Below are 25,570 nucleotides of genomic sequence, written 5' to 3' on the forward strand. Positions count from 1 at the left end.
GATGTTTAGCGCCATGCATTTATATCACCACTGCTGAGGTAATAATCTATGCGTAATGAAGCGTTAATCGGTTATTTATTACATCAGCGCCCCTACCAAGAAAAGCGCGCCTTATACTATCTGTTTTCTCAGCAACATGGCGTCACCCATGGCGTTGGCAAAAAAGGCGCGCCGCTTTTTACGCCGCTGCAACTCTTTGCCAGCGGTAAACGTGATTTAAAAACGTTCACTCAAATTAATATTGCGCCATTAAGCTCGATTCAAGAATCTATAGCAGAAAGTCCTTTAGCGCTAAAAGACAGTAACGCCAATTTATCAGAGGCGCGCCATCATGAAAGTATCAGCGGCCAACATCAGTATGCTGCCCTATATTTAAATGAAATATTGTGGCGACTATTACCCACTGAAGATCCCATGCCACTATTATGGCAACACTATCAAAATAGCTTACAGCAGCTTAAGCAGCCTTTAACTGCTGACGAGCTGCGCTTGTGTTTGCGCCAGTTTGAAGCGTATTTGTTTAACGAGTTGGGCTTTGCCTTAACGTTAAAGCATGACAGCCTTGACCAACCTATTGAATCCGACGCCATTTATCGTTTCTTACCTGATGTGGGTTTGGTGCCTACTGTTTATGATGAGGATAATGAAAGAGCTGTGACGCAAACCATTTTTAAAGGTAGTGAGATTTTGATGATGGTAGAGCAGGGTATATCGGCAGCAACCCTTAATGCCTGGTCGCGTTTGCACCGACAATTGATTGACCATTTGCTCGATTATCAGCCATTACAAAGCCGCTTACTCTGGCAGCAGCAACAGCGTTATCAGTCTTCGTCTTAAACGTTAACTTTACCGAGATTTTATAAACTATTTTTTAGTAACTCATCTAAATATGAGTAAAAGGATTTTTTATGACTAGTACAGCAGTAAAGACAGCCAACTTAGCACAAACTTCAAAAAACACTCTAAAAAAGCCGCTACTAGGGGTAAATATTGACCACGTAGCGACATTACGCCAAGCGCGCGGTGTCAGTTATCCAAGTCCGTTAGCCGCCGCTCTTTTATGTGAGCAAGCCGGCGCCGATGGCATCACGATTCATTTGCGTGAAGACCGACGTCACATTCAAGACGCTGACGTTTATGAGATTGCTGAGCAGCTGACGACTAGAATGAATTTAGAGATAGCAGCAACGGCCGAAATGCTAGAGATTGCTCGTAAGGTTAAGCCGTTTTGGGTATGTTTAGTACCTGAAAAACGCGCCGAATTAACGACAGAAGGCGGTCTTGACGTTGCAGGGCAAATGCCTTGGTTGACAGAGTATGTCAGCAAGCTACAAGCAGCAGGTATCAAAGTTTCTTTGTTTATTGATCCCGAAGACAAGCAGATTGCTGCTGCGGTGAGCTGCGGTGCTGATGCGATTGAGCTACACACAGGAGCTTATGCTGAGGCGGGTTTGGCTGGTAATGCCGAGAGAATGAAAGATGAGCTTACGCGGATTAAACAAGCCGTACAAGCAGCTCAACGTGCTAATGACAAGCTTTTGATTAACGCTGGCCATGGTTTGACACGTGATAATGTCCACGCTATTGCCCAAATTGATGGCATATATGAGTTAAATATTGGCCATGCGCTCATTGCTGATGCCGTCTTTGTTGGATTAGAACAGGCAGTTATGATGATGAAATCTGCTATGCATCAAGGCATTTAAGTTATTAATTTTATGGTTTTTATTGTCCGCATTCAGTAGGGTGGCTCGCATTAGGTTTATAAGTAATGCCTCCGCCTTGATTAAATGAGATTTGATACATAGTGTGATTGTAGCTTGAGGTAGGACAATATTTAAAATGACCAAAATGCCCACGAGGGCTACCGCTGTCACCCCAAAATTTTGTGTAATGACGCTTATCTCCTACTCGCAAATACAATGTACTGTATTTAGGATTTAGCGCTTGTTCTTCTAGTAAATCGTCGACCCCTAAATCAAAATTGTGATTATTGTTTGTATCTAAAAATAACAACAATTTTTTATAACTGTCTCTATCGCATACGCCGCCATTGTTAGAGAGACAAACCAATAAATCTTGCCTTCTGATATAGCTTTCAGCTTTGGCCAACTTTAGCGTGTTCTCAATTTGACTCTCGATACGTGTTGCTTCCATGCGAGCCAGTTGCGTTAGAATAAAAGGCGTGGCAATCGTAGCTATGATCGCCAATACCGCAACGGTAACTATAAGCTCTACTAAGGTAAAGCCATATTTATCCCGTGCTTGAACGGGCGCTTGCCGACCTAACGATACTTTATATAATTCAATCATGAGAGACTGCTACCTATATAAGAGGTATGGTGATATAAGAATGTGTCTAATTGAACGGTTTTAACTACATGGAAAATATTAAAAGCGGGCTTTGTTATAATTATTTAATCTTGTCGTTGCAACCAACGATTAGAAATACAGAGTTTTATTAAACTTTAACTATTTAACCTGAAAGTGAAATTATGTTCAGCCTGATAAATATAAACTAAATATATGTCTACTGTCAAAGAATGTTTCAATTCGTGAATTGGGAGTTTTAGCAATAGAGATAATTAACGATCTGTATTAAAATATCTTGAAACAATAGATAGAATTCGTTTCATCATCTATTGCGACCTAACACACAAAAGATAAAAAGTGTAAAGTGTGTTAGTTGTCAGTAATCCGAGCTGGCTAATGTGTTTTAGTTATGACATTATCGTGTAATAATGTGTAGCTGGTTAACGAAAAAAGTTGTAAACTGAATTGATAATCGCTAAGCTACTTCTTAATTGGTTTTGCTTTGTAATTTCAAATTCGTAAATGATGTCTGCTTTTAGGCATCTTGAGATGCGGTTTTGCTTAACGCATTACTAAAATTATCCTTTGGAGGAAGTTCATGAAATTAAATAAAATTGCTTTGGCATTGTTTGCCATGACAGCGGCTCCACTAGCAGCTAATGCTGGTGTAACAATTAGTCCACTATTACTTGGTTATCATTACAGTGAAGGTGCTGATGATGAGCAATTAGAAGTTATGGGCGCTACAGATGGAAATAGCTATTACAAAGAAAATGGTTTGTACACGGGTGCAGCCCTAGGTATTGAGTTAACGCCTTCTACTCAGTTCCAAGTTGAGTATGGTGTGTCAAATACTGATGCCATCGATCAAAACGGTAACAACAATGATACTGATGCTGAACAAGAAATGATTTCTGGTAACTTCTTGATCGGTTTTGAAGAATTCAGCGGTTATACTGACAATGCATTCAAACCATATGTCTTGGTTGGTGCTGGCCGTTCTAAGATTGAAGTTGAAAACGCATCAGGTGATTTCATTACTGGTTCAAAAGATACTATCGGTAACCTAGGTTTAGGTGCTATGTATCGTATCAACGACGCGTTAAGCCTACGTGGTGAAGCTCGTGCGATTCACAACTTTGATAACAACTGGTGGGAAGGTATGGCTCTGGCTGGCCTAGAAGTCGTACTAGGTGGTCACCTAGCGCCTACCGTTGCTGTACCACCAATGCAAGAGCCATTGGTTGATACTGCGCCAGTAGTAGTGGTTGAGTCTGATCTTGATTCTGACGGTGATGGCGTACCTGATAGCATCGATGCATGCCCAGGCACTCCAATGAACGTAGTGGTTGATGAGCGCGGTTGCCCAGTACCAGTAGACATCACTGATGAGCTAAAAATGGAGCTTCGCGTATTCTTTGATAATGATAAGTCAACTATCAAGAACCAATACAAACCTGAAATCGCTAAAGTAGCAGAGAAGATGCGCGAGTATCCTAACTCTACCGCTCGTATTGAAGGTCATGCTTCTAAAACTGGCCCTTCAGCACGTTACAACCAACGTCTATCTGAAGCTCGTGCTGTTGCTGTGAAATCTATGTTGACTAACGAATTTGGTATCGAGCCAAACCGTCTATCAACCGTTGGTTATGGTTATGACCAACCAATCGCTGACAACAACACTGAAGAAGGTCGCGCTATGAACCGTCGTGTATATGCCATCATCACTGGTGACAAAACTATGACTGTTGAACAAACTAAAGATATGGTTGTTCAGTAAGTAGCTACTAATTATGTGTTGACGTAATTAGTTACAAAAAAAGCCACCCTTTGGGTGGCTTTTTTTTATTTATGTGGTGAGAAAAGTGAGTTAATGCATAAATTGATGATGCAATAATGTTATACTAGCGACCCAAACACTTTGTAAATTGACAAGGTGTATATTAGCATAGCTATCTGTACGATGGATTTATCAGCATAGGTATTTGATTTTACTAAGTTAATTAATCGGCCTATTGCACAATCATTTAATCATAAAATAATCATGTCTATCTGGTTGATGGCAACAGTTTATCCAGCGTTGCTTACTGCTACTGCATTTTTTTAAGACGAAACGAGCATTTTATATGGCGAACGATATCAAACACCTGCGTAACATTGCAATTATTGCCCACGTTGACCACGGTAAAACAACTTTGGTTGATAAGCTATTACATCAATCTGGCACTTTTGGTGATCGTGCAAACATTGCTGAACGTGCAATGGATTCAGGTGATATTGAGCAAGAGCGTGGTATTACTATCTTGGCGAAAAATACCGCTATCCGCTGGACAGATGATACTGATGGTACAGAATACCGTATTAATATTGTTGACACCCCGGGTCACGCCGACTTTGGTGGTGAAGTTGAGCGTGTCATGTCGATGGTTGACTGCGTACTGCTAGTCGTTGATGCTGTTGACGGTCCAATGCCTCAAACCCGTTTTGTAACTCAAAAGGCGTTTGAGCAAGGTCTAAAACCGATTGTGGTTATTAACAAAATTGACCGTCCAGGTGCGCGTCCTGATTGGGTAATGGATCAAATATTTGATTTGTTTGACAATCTGGGAGCAACTGATGAGCAGTTAGATTTCCCAGTTGTTTATGCATCAGCTCTAAACGGTATAGCTGGTCTGGAAGCAGACAACTTAGCGGATGATATGACGCCGTTGTTTAAAACTATTGTGGATGTTGTACAGCCGCCACAAGTCGATGCAGATGCACCATTCCGTATGCAAATCTCAAGCCTTGACTATAACAGCTTCGTTGGTGTTATCGGTGTTGGTCGTATTCAGCGCGGCAAAGTAAAAACCAATACTCAAGTAACCGTTATTGACAAAAATGGCAACACGCGTAATGGCCGTATTTTAAAAATTATGGGCTATCATGGTCTTGATCGCATTGATGTCGAAGACGCACAGGCAGGTGATATCGTTTGTATCACTGGTATCGATGCTCTAAACATCTCGGATACTATTTGTGATCCTAACCACGTTGAAGCGTTGCCAGCATTGACTGTCGATGAACCAACGGTATCGATGAACTTCCAAGTAAATAACTCACCATTCGCTGGCCGTGAAGGTAAATTTGTGACTTCACGAAATATTCGTGAGCGTCTTGAGCGTGAATTGATTCATAACGTGGCATTGCGTGTAGAAGATACCGAGTCTCCTGATAAATTTAAAGTTTCAGGCCGCGGTGAGCTACATTTATCGGTATTGATCGAAAATATGCGCCGTGAAGGTTTTGAGCTTGGCGTATCAGGTCCAGAGGTTATCGTTAAAGAAGTCGATGGTAAACTCCAAGAACCGTATGAAAACGTTGTTTTTGATATTGAAGATGAGCATCAAGGCGCAATTATGGAGCAGGTCGGCTTGCGTAAAGGCGAGATGACCAATATGGAACTTGACGGTAAAGGTCGTATGCGTATCGAAGCGACAATGCCTGCTCGTGGTTTGATTGGTTTCCGCTCAGAGTTTCTGACACTGACGTCGGGTACTGGTATCATGACCTCAAGCTTCTCACATTACGGTCCACAAAAGATTGGTGATGTTGGCGGACGCTCTAACGGCGTATTGGTTTCTATGGCAAATGGTGTTTGCTTAGGTTTCGCTCTATTTAACCTACAAAAACGTGGTAAATTGTTCGCTGAGCCACAGCTTGAAGTTTATGAAGGTATGATCGTTGGTCTGAACTCTCGTAGCGATGACATGGCCGTGAATCCAACAACTGCTAAACAGCTAACCAACGTCCGTGCCAGTGGTACTGATGAAGCGTTGACTTTGACGCCAGCCGTTAAGTTTACCCTTGAGCAAGCGCTTGAATTCATTCAGGATGATGAGCTTGTAGAAGTAACGCCAAAAGCTATTCGCCTACGTAAGCGTTATCTGACTGAAAGTGAGCGTAAGCGTCATGGTCGTAAGAAAGGTGCTTAATATCTAAATAAGGTTTACTTAGTAGTTGATGTTTTCGGTATTGAACGAAAATATCATTGCTAGTAACTCTTCATTGGTATTGAGACAGACAATTAGCAGTGTAGAGTGAGCTAAATAAGGTTCACTTTACATTGCTTTTTTTACACTTAATTTTCGTATACTGCTTTCTCCTAAAAACTACTTCCTCCTAAAAGAAGTTGACGCTTGCAAGACAGGATATAAAACACAAAAAAGGCTAACAAGAAGTTAGCCTTTTTTTATTTTAACCCAAGAACTGGTAAGCTCGACGTTTATTTTCTTATTTTTTAACCTAAGGTCTAACTACCACATAATCATTTGTGTTAATTATAATCTCTGAGGGCTGATCGACAACGATACGGACAATATTGTTATCAGCGACTTGCGATTTATAATAGTTGTCTTCGGCAACCGTACAACCCAGGCAGCGACCCATTGCATCCCATGGCTCAACGAACAATTTTTGCTGTGCTTGGTCGGCATTGCCACCGATAAGAGAGAAGGGCAGACTCACAAGATAAGCGGCGGTACCCGCCACAGCGGTTACTAACTGTAATGGTTTGCCGACAACAGTATCAACCATCATGGTCTCATAAGAGGGACCGAAATCCGTTTCATCGATTTCTATCGCTGCTAAAGCTGGTTGTATGCTAGCAAAAATCAAGCTTGTGCTTGCTATCATGGTCAGTAGTTTATATTTGACTGTGCGTTTCATTTTAGCTGGAGCGCTCATAATGATATCCTAAAACTCATAAGAGGTATGATTAATAGCTGCGGCTATTTCCACACAGAGTCAATTTCTCTATAGGAACAATGCGACAACGATAGCTATTTTAAATATTATAGATAAATGCACTGCATTATTTATAGAATATTAGCACTATTAAAGCAAGATGTATGCTAATAAGCAACAAAAATGCGCAGCTTATCTTTATTTGAAAGACATTTTTTAGCACGAGTGTGTTGCTTGAGCGCGTTGATTAAAAACTTGATAATTTGTACTTGTTGGGTCGCTTAAAGTCTTCAGAGTTTTTTTAAAGCCATTGTTATAAAGCTTTGTTAGGCATTGATTGGTTGACAGTTAGGACAATAGACACTAGCACGTCCATTCAGCTTAATGTTTTCTAATAGCGTGTCACAATGCGGACAAGATTCGCCTTGTCTGCCATAAACATTTAGAGTCTGTTGAAAATAACCCGTTTGACCGCTAGCGACGGTAAAATCGCGCAATGTGGAGCCGCCAAGGGTTATCGCTTTTTTCAAGATTGCCTTAATATGCTCAACTAGCGTAACCATTTGCTCATACGAGACTTCATGAGCGGGCGTTGCAGGATTGATGCCGGATAAAAAAAGACTTTCTGTCGCGTATATATTACCAACGCCAACAACGACTTGCTGTTCCATGATGACTGATTTAATAGCGCGTTTGATAGGCTGCTTACTAGCAGTTTTATTAGCTACGTTATCACGAGAGGTTCGATTTGGATTACTTGAGCGCTGGATTAACTGGTATAAATAATCAGCGGTAAACGCTTCTGATAACGGTTCAGGGCCCAAATGATCTAAGAGCTTATGACCATAGTCCTCAAGCCATAACACCGATCCAAAACGCCTCGGATCGTAATAATGGAGCTGAGTTTGCATATTATCAGCGCCGTTAAAGGTCACCACCAGATGGTCATGTTTACGTTTATCCGTACCATAGCTGTGCTGCTGTAGGCTGCCTGACATACCCAGATGAATCAAAAGTTGGCGCGGAGCTAAGGTACTTGACTGGATAGGAGTGCGAGTGTCAGCAGAAATGAGCGGTATAAAATTTAGGATTAAATATTTTGCTCGGCGCTCGACGCTATCTAACGTGTAATCAACCAGTTGATCCAAATCATCGGGCATCGACCAGCGTAGTTTTGGTTGAAAAACTTTGACATTGACCACTTGTTGACCTAACAAGGGTTCAAGGCTGGTTTTGGTGGTTTCTACTTCGGGCAACTCAGGCATAGTATTTCTTATAAGAGCTATTATGAATAAAGGGCATTGTCGAAAAGTTCAAGTTTTAATGATCAAACAACCGCACGGCGCGCATGCAAAATACCATGCTGCTGTTCGAGCTTAGCGAGTAGTTTAGACAAGTGCGCCAGCCCTGAAACTTCTACATGAAACTTTAAAAAGGCAATATTGTCATCATTGCTTAGCGTCTCAACCTGACGGATATTGACGTTTTCTTTATCAATAATTTGGGTCAAATCACGTAGTAACCCGCGCCTGTCATAGGCTTCTACATGGATATCTACCGGCTGATAACGGCCCGCTTTAACCGTCCAAGCAGCGTCAATTCCGCGCTCAGGATCGCGCTCAATTAAGCGTAGATATTCGGGGCAGCCGCGATTATGTACGCTGACGCCGCGCGACAAGGTTATGTAGCCGGCGATTGGCTCACCGTGGACAGGGTGACAGCAGCCCGCTAGGTTAATCTCGATATTGTCCAAGCCATCGATACGGATTTTGTAAGCATCAAGTTTCCCGGCATTTCTGGTATCAATACTCGGGGTAAAGTCTTCCTCAGGTTTTTCAGGCTCTAGATCCAGCTGACGAGAGATATGACTGGTCAACTGGTTGAGACTGATATCACCCGTCACTAAACCTACCACAATATCATCGGTGTTATTGACGTTAAAATGCTGAATATAATCATTTAAATCGATACTGTTTGGATGTACCGATAAGCGCTCAAGCTCTTTACTGAGCATTTGGCGACCGATCTCGATGTTTTTATCGCGGTCTTGTTTATTAAACCATTGGCGCAGTTTTGAGCGGGCGCGGTTGGTATGAATATAACCAAGTGAGGCAACCAGCCAATCGCGGTTAGGTTCACGTGAGGCTTTGGTGATAATTTCAACTTGTTCGCCAGTTTTGAGCTGATAAGTCAGCGGCACATAGCGCTGATTGACGCGCGCCGCTTGCGCACGATTACCGACTTGCGTATGTACATAATAGGCGAAATCCAGTACCGTTGCGCCTTTTGGCAGCTCAGTAATATCGCCATCACGGCTAAAGATATAAATCCGCTCAAGCTCATCAAAATCAACCAATTGCTCTTCTTCGTCAAACTCGATTTCTTCTAATTCTTCGCCTGTTAACAATGCTGAGCGCGGCTGATTGCGCGTTTCATTATTAATAGAGAGCAGTTGTCTTAATGAGCTGATTCTTTGGTTAAGATAATTGTCCTTTTTATTTTTTAAGCCTTCTTTGTAATTAACGTGCGCGCACATGCCAAGCTCGGCTTCAAAGTGCATTTCTTGGGTGCGAATTTGAACTTCTAGTGATTTGTTTTCGGCAATGACGGCGGTATGTAGCGAGCGATAACCGTTCGATTTTGGATTGGTAATATAATCGTCAAATTGCTCGGGAATATAGCGCCATAAACCGTGTACCAACCCCAAAACGTGATAGCAGTCTGAGGGGCTGGTGACCAAAACTCGGAGTGCACGAATGTCATAAAGCTGATCAAAGGACAAACCTTTGAGCTTCATTTTTCGATAAATAGAGTAAATGTGCTTTACGCGTCCTGAAACTTCGCCCTCGATACCCGCTTCCGCCAAAGCTTCATTGAGCTTATCTTGCACGCGCTGGATATAAGATTCACGCTCGCTACGTTTTTCTGATAACAGCTTGGCGATTTCTTTATAACGCTCGGGCGCGAGATAGCGAAACGCTAAGTCTTCAAGCTCCCATTTTAACTGAGCGATACCCAATCGGTGGGCCAGTGGCGCATAAATGGTCATGACCTCACGTGCGACCCGATGTTGGCGCTCTTCGCTAGAAAAGGTCAGCTCACGCATGGCAAAGGTACGTTCAGCCAGCTTGATGAGCACCACGCGCACATCGTTGGTGACGGAGATGAGCATGCTATAAATATTGGAGAGCTGATCGCGCTGATTATTAACGAAGTGGTCTTCTAGGCGCTTATTGCTTTCGATAATCTCAGACAGTTTACCCATCGCCAACGTATCTTTGACCAAGGTTGAGATATCGGCGCCGAATTTTTTTTCAATTTCCGCTAAGCTAATAATCGCTTTACGCGCGCTGCGATAGAGCATCGCCGCAACGAGTGCGTTTTCATCCTGATAAAGGTAAGTTAAGATATCGGTCATCGCAATACCCGTGACATACGCGCCTGAACGCTCAGATTCACTGGTATTCATATGACTGCGGATAAACTCGCAAGCAGTAGCCAGATTCGGTACAGACTCTTGACCAATACGCTTGGCGACATTATCGAGCCACGTAGGAACGTCGATATTTATTTGATCTAAATCAATCGCTTCTAGCTCTTTTTCTGCCAACGTAGAGGCGTCATTAAGCAGCTGATTGTCCAAATACTCCTCTTTAAGCTTTGGGTCATGATCCTGATAAGCATACTGGGCAGAGCGATCAAAGGTGGTGTGCAATTTATGAGTGGACAGCTGATATTTGATGTCATGCGGAATTTGGGCATAGCTATTGGCAGACTGATGAGAGCGTTGACTCGCGACCAGTTGTGCCGCCAATGTTGCGCTATCGGCTTGCGTGGTTTGTCCATCTACCAGCGGTAATCCTTCACGAATTTTTACCATAGCCCACTCCTCTTAGCTATTCTAAATTGATTAAAAGCGCATTTACCGTGCACACCTTAAATCTCGATGGGTAAAGTGCCAGCTATAAATCAATTCAGCCGCTAAAAAATCCTTTTTTAGCAGCTATAAAATGACAGATATAGATAATATATCAAGCAGTGAGTTAGGATACTCACGATATCTTGCTGAAGAAAGCCTAAATATATTGGCTGTTATTATCTCATGTCACAATGACAAATCAAGCAAGGCTCTGTAATGATAATGTCGCTTTCGATAACATCGCGCCTGTTTAGCCCTACCGTTCAAACCCCTTTTGTATAAAACGATAGAGTTAAAAAGGGACGTTATTACGGGTTAAAGGGTTGTTATCACGGGTTAAAATGTCAGGCGCTAAGCTGCCACTTTCTCAAAGCGCGCGATAGACTCAACGTGTCCGGTATGACAAAACATATCCATAACGCCGGCATGGGTTAAACGATAACCTTGCTCTAATAACGCTCTGGTATCACGCGCGAGGGTAGCTGGGTTACAAGAAACATAGACAATACGCTCGGCATTAAATTTTGGCAAATACTGCATAATCTCCCACGCGCCCGAACGCGGTGGATCGATAAGTAGGGCATCAAAGCCTTGATTGGCCCAAGGTTTATCGGTGCAGTCTTGGGTTAAATCTTGGCTATAAAACTCCGTATTATTAATCCCGTTGCGGCGGGCGTTATCGGCGGCGCGCGCGGTCATGGCTTCGCTGCCTTCAACGCCAACCACCGAGCCCGTCTCGCCAACTAAGCGCGCTAGCGGTAAGCTAAAGTTGCCCAAACCACTGAACAAATCCAGTACGCGTTCGCCTGCTTTTAGGTCTAATAAATCACAAGCAAGCTTGGTCATCTGACGGTTTACCGATAAATTAACCTGAGTAAAGTCCGTTGGGATAAATTCAAACGTCAAATCATACTCCGGCAACTGATAATATAAGCGCCCAAACTGCTCACTCATATCATCGTTGGCCGTCAAGGCTATACGCTCAATGCTATCGGCACCTTTTGACTGCAGATATAACTGCCAATTGCGCGCCGCAAAAAACGCCTTTAATTTTTCAACATCAGCATCAGATAATGGCGCTAAATGACGCACGATAAGGGCAACGGGCTGATCGCCATCGGGTAGCTCTGGCAGCGCTTCACCCATTGCTAATTCAAGCTGAGCAATCTTATCACGGCTCTCTAGGGTACTGATAAGCGCTTTTAAATTTTCAATCTCAAAGCCAATACGTGGGTCTAAGATATGACATTCATTTAACTCTGCTAAAAAGTTACTCGAGCGCTCACGGAAACCAACTAAGGCCGTTTCTTTTTTGGCGACATAACGCACGCCGAGCCGCGCTTTGGTACGGTAACCTAAGCGATCGCCAACCACAGGCGCAAGCCACTGATCAGGCTCGACATTGGCTTGATGAATCAGCTTTTCGGCAAGCACCGATTGCTTAAAGTTAATTTGACCATCGGGTTGCCAATGTTGCAAACTACAGCCGCCGCAGACGACAAAATGCGGGCAGGGCGGTACAGCGCGCTCAGGGTTTGGATTGGCCGTAATACTCTCAGCATCGCCTTCTTCAAAACTGCTACGGCTGTTGGTGATTTTAACCAAAGCACTTTCACCCGGTAGCGCAAAGCTGACAAAAATCTTTTTGCCGTGTTTGTCTTTGATATGACCGTCGGCTTCACCGAAACCATTGCCATAAATAGCAACACCGCGACCATCATGCGACAAGCCATCTATTTTAAAGGGTAATGGCTCAGCGTCTTTTAAACGGCGGCGGGTTTTTGACGAAGGCTTGGATTTTTTCTTACTTGGCGGCATAGTAATGGTCTGAGTCTCGTTAGGTTGCTGGCTGGCGTTTAGTGTGGTAGAGGTTTTGGAATCGGTGGGCTGCATAAACCTGCCTTAAATAAAAGTAATAAATGATAAACAATAAATAATTAAAAATAGGGAGTAGAAATGTCTGCTATGGAGCGGGCGCGGATGACCAATCAGCAATAAACTCATGATGACGTGGACTGCCATCCGCTTGAGTATAATTCGCTAAATAATCACGGCTTTGCTGCTGCCATGCCTCAAAATCTGGTGAAGATAATTGCCCGGTTAACCGCAGCCAGCGCAGATATATCAGCCAAGTATTCATCACATCAGATTCACAATATATCGACAGCGTTTGCCAATCATTATTGCTGACCAGCTCGCCAACCATACTGCCATCGACGTCCGTTTTTCCGGGTAAGCCGTAAAGACTGGCAACGACATCCATGGCTTCGCGGCGACTGGCACCGTATTGGCTAAATCTGTCCATCAAGTCAAGATGACGGCTGTGAAAACGATTGACATAATTATCAAAACGCATGTTTTTGATGCGCTCGCCTTCTTCAAACAGCCACGGCGCGGATAAGTCATACTGCATGGCGCGATAAATAAGCACCGGAATATCAAAGCCTGAGCCGTTCCAGCTGATCAATTGTGGCAATTTTTCAAGATCACTAAAGGCGCGAAAAAATTTGCTCAGGATGTCTTTTTCGCTAAACTTATCGGCAGTCAAAGAAAACAAGGAGAATTTACCGTCTTTAATATAGAGCGCAGAGATACAAACAATGCGCTGCAGCGGTAAACGCATAAAGTCATGCCCCGCTTCTTGAACACGTAGCGCCGTCAGCGCGCTCAACGCATCGGCGTCATTAAGCTCAGCCAACTGCGGATAGATACGGCGGGCAGCGTCGGTATCGGCGACGGTCTCAATATCAAAAACCAAGACTGGTTTGGACGAAAGGGCATTTGACATAAATAATCCTGACTGTTTATAAGCTTATGGGGTGGCGTTATCAGTGCTGTCGTCAGCGTCGTTAGCATTGTATAAGCCCGTCGATAAATAACGATCGCCGCGATCGCAAACGATAAAGGCAACGACTGCATTGGGGTTTTCTTTGGCAACTTCTGCTGCGGCCCATGCTGCTGCGCCTGAAGAAACACCCGCAAAAATACCTTCGGTTTTGGCCAATTTACGCATATAAACTTCGGCAACCCGCTGGTCAACATCCATGATATCGTCAACCAAGTCTGCCTCAAAAATACCTGGCATATAGGCTGCAGGCCAGCGGCGAATACCAGCAATAGACGCTTCTTCGTCTGGTTGCAGACCGATAACTTTAACGTCAGGGTTTTGCTCTTTTAGGTATTGCGCGACGCCAGTAATGGTGCCAGTGGTGCCCATCGAGCTGATAAAGTGGGTGATTTTACCGTTTGTTTGTTGCCATAATTCAGGACCAGTGGTTAGATAATGCGCCTGTTTATTATCAGGGTTATTAAACTGATCGAGCACAATGCCTTTTCCGTCCGCTTGCATTTGCAGCGCCATATCGCGCGCGGCTTCTATACCTTCATCGACTTCGACAAGCGTCGCGCCATAAGCGGCCATCGCGTCTTTACGCTCTTGGGTCGAGTTGGTCGGCATAAATAAAGTGATTGGATAACCGCGCATCGCCGCCACCATCGCTAAAGCAATGCCCGTATTGCCGCTGGTCGCTTCAATGAGCATGTCGCCCGGTTTGATGTCGCCGCGCTGCTCCGCTTGATAAATCATATTAAAGGCAGGACGGTCTTTTACTGAACCAGCAGGATTATTGCCTTCAAGCTTGGCAAGCAATACCGCGCCATTAGCAATCTGCTCTTGCTCAGGCAGGCGCTTCAATTTGACCAATGGTGTCTGACCCACGCAGTCGGCAAGGTCAGTGATTTGCGTAATAAAATTGGCGTTTGACTGGGCCGTAGCGGACATAAGGAATCCTTATCGATGATTAGTTTTTTAATTGGTACTGTTTATGAATTGAACCTGTTTAAATGATAGCTATTAAAACCTTATCAATAATAGGTCAGTACCTTATAACTGTCAGGTATTTATTGTGGTTAATAAAAAGTTGCGTCATTATATCATTTTGTTTTCAGCTGCGCTTAATGCATCAAGTGTTATTGGTGATAGAGTAGTTTATTTATATTTATTTATAAATCAAATGCTAAGGTTGGCTTTTTTAGCAAGCAACGCTGGGCGGCAATGAGCGTCAATCGATGAGATTCCTTTATGAATGGCTAACCGCCTCTCATAAAATCCTGTTAAGATAATCTCAATTTAAACCCGCTATCTTAAATAGCATTCTGCGGGTTTGATTTGCCGCGCTTGCAGTGAGGTAAATCAAATAAAAGGCGCCAAAAGCTGCGCAACCTGTATTTCAGTCGCAAATATCCCAGCAGTCGCGTACCTTGTTTAAATGAAGCTAAAAAAATATCAGCGGAGAAAAAAATCAGCATGGCATACAAAAAACGTTTCGATACCAGTAGCGCTTATGGTCAGCTGATTGTCTTGGTATTTTTGCCGATTTGTTTATTGGCAGCGGTCGGCGGCATTTTGGTGTTTTATGAAACCATGCGCGCGAGTAATTCAGAGCAAGAAGCGTTGGCAGAGGCGGTGCTGATTCGTTATACGCCTGCGATTGCTGAATTGATTCCAGAGCTGCTAGAGCATAAGGAGCAACAAGCAAAACAAGCAAGTAGTGACAGCGCCGACGAGTCGACGCAAACCGTTATTACCAAGCTAGAAGGTATTCAAGATAGGCTGGGCCGCATGCAATCCGAGCAGCATGTGCAGCGTATTGCCATTATTAATGAGAACAATGAAGTACTAGCAAGCGTTGGTTACGGTATCGATGAAGAATGGCCGCAGATAGACGCATCAAAACGTTTTTTGTCGCAAAAATCAACGCCCATTGGCACGGCTTATGGTAGCACGCTGGGTGAGTTTGACGGGCAGCAATTGTGGTTATTGGTCGATATGGATAACGAGCCGCTTTATATCGCCCGTTATCGTATCGCGATGGCACTGGCGATTACTGGCTTATTTACCATTTTAATTTTGTTATTAAGCTTAAACATCTATTCAAAACGTTGGATTGCGCCGATTTATGAGCTGCGCTTGCAACTGCAACGTACCCATGTCGATAATCTTTATCAGCCTATTCCGGTCGAATCAAACGGCGAGCTAAATTTATTACAGCAAGATTTGGTCAGGACGCTGCGCCGTTTGCATGCCAGCTTTCAAGATTTAAAAGATCATGCCGAGCAAACCGAAGACGATTTGCGTTTGGCATTTGATGAGATGGAAATGCAAAACATCTCTATCCGTAACGCGCGCGATGCGGCAATTTCGACCAGTCAAGCAAAATCGGCGTTTTTGGCCAATATCAGCCATGAGCTGCGTACTCCGTTAAACAGTATCGATGGTTTTATTAATTTACTCGCGCGTCATGGCGAGCTTAATCCCGAGCAAGATTTGTACGTACAAACCATCCGTAAGTCGTCGGCGCATCTGTTGGCTTTAGTCAATGACGTATTAGATTTTTCTAAAATCGAAGCGGGTAAATTGGTGCTCGACCGTCACGAGTTTGACCTTTATGACACCATTTATGACGTGGTGGATATGCTATCGCCGGTTGCTGCTGAAAAAGGCCTGCGTATGGCGGTGCTGTTTTATAACGACGTGCCGATGCGCATCAACGGCGATGCCCTGCGCCTCAAGCAAGTATTGACCAATATCGTTGGTAATGCCATTAAATTCACCGATAGCGGCGATGTGGTCGTGCGCGTCAGCCTAGACGATCATCGCGATAATTATTTAATGATTAGTGTGCAAGATAGCGGTAAAGGGATTTCGTTATCTGACCAAAAAACGCTCTTTCAAAGCTTTAGTCAGGGTGATCCATCGATTACGCGGCAATATGGCGGCACCGGTTTGGGTCTGGTTATCTCCAAGCAATTAACGCGGCTGATGGGCGGCGATATTGGTTTTTACGATAACGTGCAAGAAAACATCTCCAATCAAGGGGCGACGTTTTGGTTTCGAATGCCAGCCCATGTTGATGTCCTAGAAGCGGCGACCGGACAAACCATTGAACTGCCCGTGCTTGCGCCGCTTGCCAGTGACACTGACGAGTTTAATGTACTGGTTTGGATCAATCATACCGCTTCGATACAGGTGCTCAAAGCCAGCCTGCAACATTTACCGATTACCCTGACCCAAGCCAACTCCTTGCCAGGCGTGCTTGAGTCGCTTAAAGAGCGCGGCAATTATTGGGATTGGGTCATCGTTGATGATGATACGCAAGACGATATGATGGCGCTGCTTAAACAAATTCGCCTGCATTATCAAGGTAAGCTGGCGGTATTTGGCTATCAAGTTGCCGCTGATCAAGCGCTGCTCAATCGCTATCATGCCAATATATTGTATGAGCCATTAGATAAACGGCAGCTCTATGCCATGCTGGATACGCAAAAGCGCAGTGCACCGAGCGGCATCCAAGAGCCGCGCTGGAAAGGCGTTACCGTCTTAGCCGTCGATGACCATCTGCCAAACCTGCTGGTGCTTGACGCGCTGTTAAGCGAGCTTGGTATCCATGTGATTACTGCTAGTAGTGGTTTTGACGCCATCGAAATTATCAGTAAACAGCAAACCAAGCATATCAAAGCCGCTCAAGCTGAAAAACGAAGTTTGGCGAAAAAGACCCAGATATCTAAAGCCGAAGCCCGTGACGATGTCAGTAAATCGGCGGTTAACTCGCTACATCTTGACGATAGCCCGACAGAAGATAAAAATGGAGCGGCGCATAAAAACAGTATTGATTTGATCTTTATGGATATTCAAATGCCGCGTATGTCAGGGCATGAAGCAGCGCGCCAAATCCGTAATATCGAAACGCCTGATCATCATATTCCGATTATCGCCTTAACCGCCCATGGCCTAGCCGATGAGCGCGATAAGCTGATTGCAAGTGGCATCAATGATTATGTGGGCAAACCTATTAGTCAGCCGCAGTTGCTACAAGTTCTACAAAAATGGCTTGGGCGTACCGATTCGGTGCCGCCATTGACCACTATTCATAGTGATGATTTACAAAGCTTAGAGTTAGAAAATCGCGATGTAGACAGCTCTAATTTGCAAAATGTATTGGCTCAAAACGCCTCAAACACCTCAGCGGCGCCCTTAGATCTGACCATGCCAAATTATCCATTGGTCAAAGATAATGAGGATAATCGCCTTACTGATTCTGTTGCTAAAGTGAAAAGTCCGGCAAAAATCACCCGACCTTTATCATTGAAGAAAATTCGTGATGACTATTTGCGCGATAGTCAGCCGCGTGAAGATTACAGGCGCGAGACACCGCGCGAAACCCAGCCGCGCTACGAGAATTTGCGCTATCAAAGCCAAGCGCCGCTGGTTTATCCGCCGTATCAAACGATAGACAGCGCTAAAGATGAGAAAACAGAGAATACCGCCCCATTGCAAAATAGTACGGACTTAAGCGCTAATCAGCTTAACGCTTCGGAGATTTTAAATTGGCAAGATGCTTTGACGCGCTCAGCCAATAAGCCAGATTTGGCTGCCAAGCTCATCATTATGATGCTCGATACCATCAATGATGAAAAGCAAGCATTGATGCAGGCATGGGAGAGCCGAAACCGCAGTGCGCTTGCGCAAATTGCCCATCGTATATTGGGCGGCAGTCGTTATACTGGCGTGCCGCAATTGCGTCAGGCAAGCCAAGATTTAGAGGATAAATGCTTATTAAATATCCAGCATACCACGCCTGCGCAATTTGCCATGCTTGAGCCTTATTATGAAGCGCTGTTGACCGCCTTAAATAATTTACAAACGCTCGATTTATCGACTTATCCTCAGCTTAATTATCATCGCCTGAGTGAAAATGATATGACGTGGAAAATGATTTAACGCCAATAACGATACCAATAATTATAAAATGGCTGACGATAAACGCTACCCTTACAGTCAGTTATTGATAAGGAAGGGGTAGTGTAAGGCTGTTAAGATTATACTGAGCACCAACCACTCGGTTTGTTTTATTTATTATTAAGGATGATTATGCACGCTATTGCCACTTATCAGTATGAGACATTACAAATCAGCGCGACCGACCATATAGTTACGGTGACCATCAATCGACCGGAAAAAAAGAACGCCATGAGTTTTAAAGTGGTCGAAGAGTTGATTGCGGTAGCAGGGCGCATTAGTAAAGATAAAACCATTCGTGCGGTGATTCTTAATGGCGCTGAAGGCACGTTTTGTGCCGGTATCGATTTGGGCGATTTAAACCATCCTAAAAACCAAGCGTTTGTGCTGTGGGAGCTTATCAAGCCTTGGCAGAGTCTCTTTCAACGCGTCTGCTTGGTTTGGCGTGATGTGCCCGTGCCAGTGATTGCGGTTTTAGAAGGCTACTGTATTGGCGCAGGCTTACAACTGGCGCTGGCGTGCGATGTTCGTATCAGTCGTCCTGATTGTAAATTGTCGATTATGGAAGCCAAGTGGGGGCTGGTACCCGATATGGGTTTAACCCAATCAGGGTTTGGCGTGGTACGCGCTGATATTTTAAAAGAGCTGGCAATGACCGCTCGTACTGTGGATGCCGAAGAAGGCAAAGCGCTCGGCTTGGTCAGCCATTGTAGTGAGACGCCACTTGAGCAGGCGCAAAAGCTTGCCGCCGAGTTTGCTGAGCGTTCACCCGATGCGGTACTGGCCAGTAAGCGCGTTATCAATGCCATGTTCGAGCAGCCAGCCACCACCTTATATAAAGAAAAACTCTGGCAACTAAAAATGATGTTTGGTCGCAACCGTAAACTGGCGCTTAGAAAAGCCAAGCAAGCCAGTACTGCTTTTGGTAAACGTCAGTTCCGTTAGACAATTCACCCTACGTGGTTAGTTCGTTGGATTGTTTTATTTGAGCCGTTTATTTTATTCACAGCAAGCGTCTATTGAATTACAAGCAGATAGTGCAATATAGCATTGTCTGTTTACCTAGACTGCTTGCGTCGCTGCCTATAAGGATGCATGATTGTTTGTAGGATTTTTTTTAAATAAAAGTTCATTTTAAATAAAAGCTTATTAAAATGACAAAACAAACAGCGCAGCAATAATAAAATAATCATCACTCTATAAAATGGTCTAACTATGTCTGCTCCAAAATCCTCTCTGCCCAATAAACCGGTCGCTGCTGACCGAGTGCGTTCTGCTGATTTGCCTGTTGCATGGATTATGATGCTCGGGCTTATCGTGGCGGTAGGGCCCCTATCTATTGATATGTATCTGCCCGCATTGCCCTCGATGGCAGAGGATTTCGGCGTATCGACTGCGTTTATGGCCAACTCTGTACCAGCGTATTTTCTTGGTTTGGTGTTTGGTCAGCTATTTTACGGCCCCTTTAGTGATCGCGTCGGTCGCGTCAAACCGTTATATATGGGCATGACTTTATATGTGATTGCCTCGATTGTTTGCGCGACGACCGATAATGAATACGTATTGTTTGTCGGTCGTACCTTTCAAGCGCTGGGCGCGTGCGTTGGGGCGGTTGTCACCCGTGCGGCAATACGTGATCGCCTAACGGCCAAGCAAACCGCCAAAGCCTTTTCGATTATGATATTGGTCATGGGTTTAGCGCCGATATTGGCGCCATCACTTGGTGCTATGTTTTTACAATTCTTTAGCTGGCATTCTATCTTTTGGTTCTTAGCGGCTTTTGGAGCGCTGAATTTATTACTGACAAAGTTTTTTTTCTTTGAAACCCTGACTGAAGAAAATCGTAACGTCCGTCCAGCCAAAGAAGTGCTCAGCCAATATTGGGATTTATTAAAAGACCCAACCTTTAATTATCCAGCGATTGGTGGCGGCTTATTAATGGGCGCCATGTTTGTCTATATCAGCTCCGCTTCTGAATTGATCATGGATACCTATGGCGTGTCAGCCACCCATTTTGGTTGGCTATTTGGCATGAATGCGGCAGGATTTGTAGGATTAACGCAGCTGAATCAATGGTTGACCAATCGTTTTCGTATCTTAAGCATTCTACGATTTGGCGCGATGATGCAGGTCATCTCGGCTGCGGCGCTGTTTGCAACCGGTATTATTTTTGGTACGGATGCTTGGTTGCCGCTGGTTTTGGCGTGTATTTTCTTTTGTATTGCTGGCTTGGGTCTGACGCAGCCGAACGCGTCGGCGATTGCACTCGCTTTTCAAAAACGTCGTGCGGGTATGGCCAGTGCTTTACAAGGCTCGTTGATGTTTTCGGTGGGTATTTTTGGCGGTTTATTATTAAACTTATTTCCCCTCAATCCAGTCCTGAAAATGGGCATTGCGCTCTTTGTACTGATGAGCCTTGGCGCTTATTTAATTTGGCAAATAGATCGTAATTTGGATTTGGATACTGCGGAGTGATTAAGCAGGAGCTGTGCATAATAGCGCTAGCAGTCGCTAAGCGTTATATGGTAAAATACAGCGCAGCTATTTTTATCATTTAGGTTTAGGCATGTTGTTTAAATTTAAAGTTTAGCTCAATTTTTAAACCAACCCATCAAACAATGACACACACATCATGGCAAAAAATTGCTGGGTGTTTGGCGACTTGATTAATTTGCAAAGAAGTTAGTGCCGTTTCAATAAACGTTAAACATTAACGGTTAGCAAATGCGTGTTGCTAGATAGGCAGTTTTTGTGATGTGGAGGCATAACCCAACCAATAGGAATTTCACATGGCTTCAAACAATCCAACCAAAATCGAAATGCGCGACTTATTACAAGCCGGCGCTCACTTTGGTCACCAAACACGTTTTTGGAATCCAAAAATGGGTCCATACATCTTTGGCGCCCGTAACAAGATTCATATCATCAACTTAGAGCACACAGTAAAAGCGTTTAACGAAGCATTGACTTACGTAAACGGCCTAGCTGCTAAGAAAAACAAAGTATTATTTGTCGGTACTAAGCGCGCAGCAAGCGGCGTTATCCGCGAGCAAGCACAACGCGCTGGCATGCCATACGTTGACCATCGCTGGTTAGGTGGTATGTTGACTAACTGGAAAACCTTACGCCAGTCAATCATTCGCCTAAAAGAGCTTGAAAAACAATCTGAAGACGGTACTTTTGCTAAGCTGACTAAGCGTGAAGCATTAGAGCGTACTCGTGATATGGAAAAACTTGAGCGCTCACTAGGCGGTATCAAAGACATGGGCGGCCTACCCGACGCTATCTTCGTTGTAGACGTTGATCACGAAGCAATCGCTATCAAAGAAGCTAAAAATCTAGGTATCCCAGTTATCGGTATCGTTGATACCAACTCAAACCCAGATAACGTTGATTACATCATTCCAGCAAACGATGATGCTATCCGTGCTGTGAATTTGTATGTGACTTCTATTGCTGATGCGATTATCGCTGGTAAAGAGTACGCACAAACTCAAGCAGGCGGTAAAGCTGCTGACCAAGCACAAGACGCAGAGCAAGCACCTGCTACTGAAGAAGCAGCCGATACTAAAACTGAAGAAACTGCTACGCCAGCAGAGTAAATCGCTGAGTGATTAGGTTTCACTTTGTAAGGTTGCCTTGATAGTTTATCTATGAGCAGCCATATAAAGTTATTAATCACATAAAGTTTATACGTAAAGTTTATAATAGGCATGATGTAGTTTTACTCGTCATGCCTTATTATTAACGCGCCGAGCATCACTGACTTATTTGATAAAATGTGAGCGCGTTTAGCTATCGTGCACCCCCATACATAACAATACTCACCTACATAATAAAAGGTAACTCTTATGTCAGAAGTAAAAATATCTGCCAAAATGGTAAAAGAATTGCGTGACCGTACTGGTCTTGGCATGATGGAATGTAAAAAAGCGTTAGAAGAAGCAAACGGCGATGTTGAAGTTGCTATTGATAACCTACGTAAATCTGGTCAAGCGAAAGCGGCTAAAAAAGCGGGTAACATCGCAGCTGACGGCGCTATCATCATCGCTCAAGGTGACAACAAAGCATTCTTGTTAGAAGTAAACTGCCAAACTGACTTCGTTGCAAAAGATGAAAGCTTCACGGCATTTGCAGAAAAAGTGGCCAATCTTGCGCTAGAAAACAACGTCACTGACGTTGCTGCTATCTCTGAATTGCCTTATGGCGATGGTCAAACCGTTGAAGAAGCACGCGTATCTTTGGTACAAAAAATCGGTGAAAACATCCAAATTCGCCGCGTTGAAGTACTTGAAGGCGCAAACATCGCTTCATACCGTCACGGTCTACGTATCGGTGTGGTCGTATCTTATGAAGGCGGCAGCGAAGAGACGGGCAAAAACCTTGCAATGCACATTGCAGCGTTCAACCCTGTTGCAGTAGATGACGAAGACGTAGCGGCTGACGTACTAGCACGCGAAAAAGACATCATCGAAGCCAAAGCAAAAGAGTCTGGCAAGCCTGACAACATCGTTGAAAAAATGATCGAAGGTGGCTTACGTAAATACCTAGACGAAGTAACGTTACTACGTCAGCCATATGTCATGGACAATGAGAAAAAAGTTGGTGACGTATTAAAAGCTGAGGGCGTAAAAGTGCTTGGTTTTAAACGCCTTGAAGTTGGTGAAGGCATCGAGAAGAAGCAAGAAGACTTTGCTGCTGAAGTTGCTGCCACGCAAGCGGCGAACAAGTAAGCTTTAAATCATATAAAGCACATAGTATAGATATTAAAAAGCCCGTTATTCATTTAACGGGCTTTTTTATGTCTGTGCATTTTAAAAATTTAAAAGATGAGCTATTTATTTTGAAGTCAAACGCAGGTATTAGCGTAGGGCTAAATAAGCGGAGTTAGCATAGCTGGCACTGTTGCTATTATTACTGGTGCCATAACTGACGTTTTGCAGACCACCATTCGTAGTGCCACTAGAATTATTGGCGTTCATGCTATTACCCAATAGAGCTGCATCATTTTTATATAAGCTGTGATAGCGACTCATGACGTTTTTGACGTAATTGCGCGTTTCTTTAAACGGCGGGATGCCGTTGTATTTATCAACGTTACCTTCGCCCGCGTTATAACCCGCTACCGCAAACTCAACATTGTTATTAAAGCGGCGCATCAGCCAAGCAATGTATTTGGCAGAGCCTTCGATATTATCAGCAGGATTCCACGGATTACTGACATCAAAGCGGCGCGCCGTTGCTGGCATCAGCTGCATCAAACCTTGGGCACCAACAGGTGAGCGCGCATTAGGATTAAACGCCGATTCTGTGTGCATCATGGCTTTCATCAGCGCTGGATCGACACCATGACGGGCGGCTGAGGCACGGATATAACTGTCATAAGAATTACGACTGCCGCTACTACTTGCCGCACTGCTACCGTAATCATAGCTATAATTGCTACCAGCATTGTAGGCGCTTGAATCTTTATAGTAGGTAGTTTTTACTTTTTTATTAAATTTATCAAAATTACCGCTAGGATTGACGTTGGTGAGCAGTACTTGTCCGCTTTTATCTTTGTAGATATACATGTTTCCCGCTTGAGCGGCGATAGGTAGGCTAGTTAAAGCAACGGCAGAGAGTAAAATGGGTGACAAGTAGCGCGTCAGTAAAGGAGCAATATTTATCATAGGGTTATCACTTTTTATCGAGTAAGAGCAAATTGCTTTGCTGATAAGCGCATGAGGCCGCGCGTCAAAGCGGTTATCGCGTCTGTAGGATTTTATAGCGAGCCAATGTGGCGCTACCCATACACGTCTAACAAAACCACTTGCAAAAGCTACAAAAAATAATAGTTGCTTACTATAACACAAAATAAGTTTTTGCCATATCTGAATGCGTGCACGCGCCCGAAAAAGCCCTTTTATTTTGTAAAAAAGCTGAACAAAATCAATATGGTAATAGAGCCAGAGTTATTGAGCAGCTTATAACAGCAAGGTTTTTACCTTTATCTTTGAGGTAAAATTAAGTAAGAGCGGCTGTTAGAAATTCTAACAAATGAAATGGATTTAGGAGAAAAATAAAGCCCATCAAGGAGATAGGCTTTAAGGTGTGTACAATTAACTTAAATCATTTTATGCCGATAAAGCACTAATAAAAATGGGTACCCAGACGGCGGTGACCAAACCGTTGACGGCTAAACCAAAGGCGGCATAGCGTCCAGCAGTATGGCTCATTTGCCACGCTTCTACGGTGCCAAACGCATGCGCCGCAAGGCCAAGCGCGAGGCCTTTGGCGCGGTCATCATCAATACCGCGAAATAAAAAACGTGCTAAGGTACCGCCAATCAGGCCTGAAACAATAATGATTAAGTTTGCTAAGGCCAGCGGCGCTTTAATCAAACCTGCCACGCTAAGACCAATCGGCGTGGTTACTGAACGGGTGGCAAATGCCAAAATGGTCTCGTGACTAAGGGAAAATAAATAGGCCAATGACATGGGTAGCAAAGCACCAACCACGCTTGCCAACGCCACAATCATGGTCAGCTTTTTAACTGGCAAACCTTTAAAGTTCATCGCGGCCAATGGCACCGCCAGCAATACCGTCACATAGCCTAGCAAGTGGTCAAACACAGGTTTTGCTACGCTGTAATAATGGTTGTAATCCCACTGCAATATAAACAAAAACAGCAGTACTAAGACCAAAGCGGTGATGACCATCGGCAACCACGACAGCTTGCGCGCAAGAATGCGGGCGATAACGTGAGCGGCCAAGGTCAATAATATCGCAGCAAGGGTCGCTGTAAACACACTATTAAAACTCATAACGTTGCC

The 25,570-nt window shown here is 44.1% G+C and carries 18 protein-coding genes; 9 read left to right on the forward strand and 9 right to left on the reverse strand.

Features of this window, described 5'->3' with window-relative positions; translation table 11 throughout:
• Positions 1–48: 48 nt before the first annotated feature.
• Positions 49–837: a DNA repair protein RecO gene (recO, locus tag B4240_RS10850; protein ID WP_296239143.1), complete on the forward strand. Its 789-nt coding sequence runs from the start codon at positions 49–51 to the stop codon at positions 835–837.
• Between the two features lie 71 nt (positions 838–908).
• The gene (locus tag B4240_RS10855) at positions 909–1,706 is read left to right on the forward strand and encodes a pyridoxine 5'-phosphate synthase (protein WP_296239145.1); all 798 of its coding nucleotides are present in this window, start codon (positions 909–911) and stop codon (positions 1,704–1,706) included.
• 19 nt (positions 1,707–1,725) lie between these two features.
• On the opposite strand, the gene B4240_RS10860 is transcribed toward B4240_RS10855, so the two are convergent.
• The gene (locus B4240_RS10860; protein ID WP_296239146.1) at positions 1,726–2,313 is read right to left on the reverse strand and encodes a pilus assembly FimT family protein; all 588 of its coding nucleotides are present in this window, start codon (positions 2,311–2,313) and stop codon (positions 1,726–1,728) included.
• A 598-nt stretch (positions 2,314–2,911) separates the two neighbouring features.
• Between B4240_RS10860 and B4240_RS10865 the strand changes: the two genes are divergently transcribed.
• Positions 2,912–4,093, forward strand: a complete 1,182-nt coding sequence (locus B4240_RS10865; protein ID WP_296239148.1) for an OmpA family protein — start codon at positions 2,912–2,914, stop codon at positions 4,091–4,093.
• Between the two features lie 346 nt (positions 4,094–4,439).
• Positions 4,440–6,287, forward strand: coding sequence for a translational GTPase TypA (gene typA / locus B4240_RS10870; protein WP_296239150.1), 1,848 nt, complete (start codon positions 4,440–4,442; stop codon positions 6,285–6,287).
• Between the two features lie 310 nt (positions 6,288–6,597).
• Here typA and B4240_RS10875 read toward each other — a convergent pair whose 3' ends face one another.
• The 6 genes from B4240_RS10875 to cysM all read right to left on the reverse strand — a co-directional run bounded on the left by B4240_RS10875 (position 6,598) and on the right by cysM (position 14,738).
• On the reverse strand, positions 6,598–7,038 hold the full coding sequence (locus B4240_RS10875; RefSeq protein WP_296239152.1) for a hypothetical protein: 441 nt from the start codon (positions 7,036–7,038) through the stop codon (positions 6,598–6,600).
• Positions 7,039–7,364: 326 nt separating this feature from the next.
• Positions 7,365–8,303, reverse strand: coding sequence for a bifunctional DNA-formamidopyrimidine glycosylase/DNA-(apurinic or apyrimidinic site) lyase (gene mutM, locus B4240_RS10880; RefSeq protein WP_296239153.1), 939 nt, complete (start codon positions 8,301–8,303; stop codon positions 7,365–7,367).
• Positions 8,304–8,365: 62 nt separating this feature from the next.
• The gene (locus B4240_RS10885) at positions 8,366–10,918 is read right to left on the reverse strand and encodes a RelA/SpoT family protein (protein ID WP_296239154.1); all 2,553 of its coding nucleotides are present in this window, start codon (positions 10,916–10,918) and stop codon (positions 8,366–8,368) included.
• 390 nt (positions 10,919–11,308) lie between these two features.
• A complete protein-coding gene (rlmD, locus tag B4240_RS10890; RefSeq protein WP_296239157.1) occupies positions 11,309–12,850 on the reverse strand; it encodes a 23S rRNA (uracil(1939)-C(5))-methyltransferase RlmD in 1,542 nt (513 codons plus the stop codon).
• A gap of 70 nt (positions 12,851–12,920) precedes the next feature.
• Positions 12,921–13,745, reverse strand: coding sequence for a 3'-5' exonuclease (locus B4240_RS10895; RefSeq protein WP_296239159.1), 825 nt, complete (start codon positions 13,743–13,745; stop codon positions 12,921–12,923).
• Between the two features lie 24 nt (positions 13,746–13,769).
• Complete coding sequence (cysM, locus tag B4240_RS10900; protein WP_296239161.1) at positions 13,770–14,738, reverse strand: cysteine synthase CysM; 969 nt, start codon at positions 14,736–14,738, stop codon at positions 13,770–13,772.
• Positions 14,739–15,263: 525 nt separating this feature from the next.
• Here cysM and B4240_RS10905 point away from each other — a divergent pair.
• The 5 genes from B4240_RS10905 (at position 15,264) to tsf (ending at position 23,488) form a co-directional block, all read left to right on the forward strand.
• On the forward strand, positions 15,264–18,737 hold the full coding sequence (locus tag B4240_RS10905; RefSeq protein WP_296239163.1) for an ATP-binding protein: 3,474 nt from the start codon (positions 15,264–15,266) through the stop codon (positions 18,735–18,737).
• A gap of 150 nt (positions 18,738–18,887) precedes the next feature.
• Positions 18,888–19,700 carry a crotonase/enoyl-CoA hydratase family protein gene (locus B4240_RS10910; protein ID WP_296239165.1) on the forward strand — a complete coding sequence of 271 codons (813 nt, stop codon included), beginning with the start codon at positions 18,888–18,890 and terminating at the stop codon, positions 19,698–19,700.
• A 270-nt stretch (positions 19,701–19,970) separates the two neighbouring features.
• On the forward strand, positions 19,971–21,230 hold the full coding sequence (locus tag B4240_RS10915) for a multidrug effflux MFS transporter (protein ID WP_296239167.1): 1,260 nt from the start codon (positions 19,971–19,973) through the stop codon (positions 21,228–21,230).
• A 314-nt stretch (positions 21,231–21,544) separates the two neighbouring features.
• The gene (gene rpsB, locus B4240_RS10920) at positions 21,545–22,357 is read left to right on the forward strand and encodes a 30S ribosomal protein S2 (protein WP_296239168.1); all 813 of its coding nucleotides are present in this window, start codon (positions 21,545–21,547) and stop codon (positions 22,355–22,357) included.
• 249 nt (positions 22,358–22,606) lie between these two features.
• The gene (gene tsf, locus B4240_RS10925; RefSeq protein ID WP_296239170.1) at positions 22,607–23,488 is read left to right on the forward strand and encodes a translation elongation factor Ts; all 882 of its coding nucleotides are present in this window, start codon (positions 22,607–22,609) and stop codon (positions 23,486–23,488) included.
• Between the two features lie 129 nt (positions 23,489–23,617).
• Here tsf and B4240_RS10930 read toward each other — a convergent pair whose 3' ends face one another.
• On the reverse strand, positions 23,618–24,427 hold the full coding sequence (locus B4240_RS10930; RefSeq protein ID WP_296239172.1) for a lytic transglycosylase domain-containing protein: 810 nt from the start codon (positions 24,425–24,427) through the stop codon (positions 23,618–23,620).
• Positions 24,428–24,871: 444 nt separating this feature from the next.
• Entirely contained in the window at positions 24,872–25,561 is a 690-nt protein-coding gene (locus B4240_RS10935; protein ID WP_296239174.1) for an LrgB family protein, read from the reverse strand.
• Positions 25,562–25,570 lie beyond the last annotated feature (9 nt).

Source organism: Psychrobacter sp. UBA5136 (assembly GCF_002414005.1).
Taxonomy (GTDB): domain Bacteria; phylum Pseudomonadota; class Gammaproteobacteria; order Pseudomonadales; family Moraxellaceae; genus Psychrobacter.

What these genes read in the sequence shown, in the direction of transcription:
- recO (WP_296239143.1), top strand. Translation starts at nt 49, where the DNA reads ATGCGTAATGAAGCGTTAATCGGTTATTTATTACATCAGCGCCCCTAC.
- B4240_RS10855 (WP_296239145.1), top strand. Translation starts at nt 909, where the DNA reads ATGACTAGTACAGCAGTAAAGACAGCCAACTTAGCACAAACTTCAAAA.
- B4240_RS10860 (WP_296239146.1), bottom strand. Translation starts at nt 2,313, where the DNA reads ATGATTGAATTATATAAAGTATCGTTAGGTCGGCAAGCGCCCGTTCAA.
- B4240_RS10865 (WP_296239148.1), top strand. Translation starts at nt 2,912, where the DNA reads ATGAAATTAAATAAAATTGCTTTGGCATTGTTTGCCATGACAGCGGCT.
- typA (WP_296239150.1), top strand. Translation starts at nt 4,440, where the DNA reads ATGGCGAACGATATCAAACACCTGCGTAACATTGCAATTATTGCCCAC.
- B4240_RS10875 (WP_296239152.1), bottom strand. Translation starts at nt 7,038, where the DNA reads ATGAGCGCTCCAGCTAAAATGAAACGCACAGTCAAATATAAACTACTG.
- mutM (WP_296239153.1), bottom strand. Translation starts at nt 8,303, where the DNA reads ATGCCTGAGTTGCCCGAAGTAGAAACCACCAAAACCAGCCTTGAACCC.
- B4240_RS10885 (WP_296239154.1), bottom strand. Translation starts at nt 10,918, where the DNA reads ATGGTAAAAATTCGTGAAGGATTACCGCTGGTAGATGGACAAACCACG.
- rlmD (WP_296239157.1), bottom strand. Translation starts at nt 12,850, where the DNA reads ATGCAGCCCACCGATTCCAAAACCTCTACCACACTAAACGCCAGCCAG.
- B4240_RS10895 (WP_296239159.1), bottom strand. Translation starts at nt 13,745, where the DNA reads ATGTCAAATGCCCTTTCGTCCAAACCAGTCTTGGTTTTTGATATTGAG.
- cysM (WP_296239161.1), bottom strand. Translation starts at nt 14,738, where the DNA reads ATGTCCGCTACGGCCCAGTCAAACGCCAATTTTATTACGCAAATCACT.
- B4240_RS10905 (WP_296239163.1), top strand. Translation starts at nt 15,264, where the DNA reads ATGGCATACAAAAAACGTTTCGATACCAGTAGCGCTTATGGTCAGCTG.
- B4240_RS10910 (WP_296239165.1), top strand. Translation starts at nt 18,888, where the DNA reads ATGCACGCTATTGCCACTTATCAGTATGAGACATTACAAATCAGCGCG.
- B4240_RS10915 (WP_296239167.1), top strand. Translation starts at nt 19,971, where the DNA reads ATGTCTGCTCCAAAATCCTCTCTGCCCAATAAACCGGTCGCTGCTGAC.
- rpsB (WP_296239168.1), top strand. Translation starts at nt 21,545, where the DNA reads ATGGCTTCAAACAATCCAACCAAAATCGAAATGCGCGACTTATTACAA.
- tsf (WP_296239170.1), top strand. Translation starts at nt 22,607, where the DNA reads ATGTCAGAAGTAAAAATATCTGCCAAAATGGTAAAAGAATTGCGTGAC.
- B4240_RS10930 (WP_296239172.1), bottom strand. Translation starts at nt 24,427, where the DNA reads ATGATAAATATTGCTCCTTTACTGACGCGCTACTTGTCACCCATTTTA.
- B4240_RS10935 (WP_296239174.1), bottom strand. Translation starts at nt 25,561, where the DNA reads ATGAGTTTTAATAGTGTGTTTACAGCGACCCTTGCTGCGATATTATTG.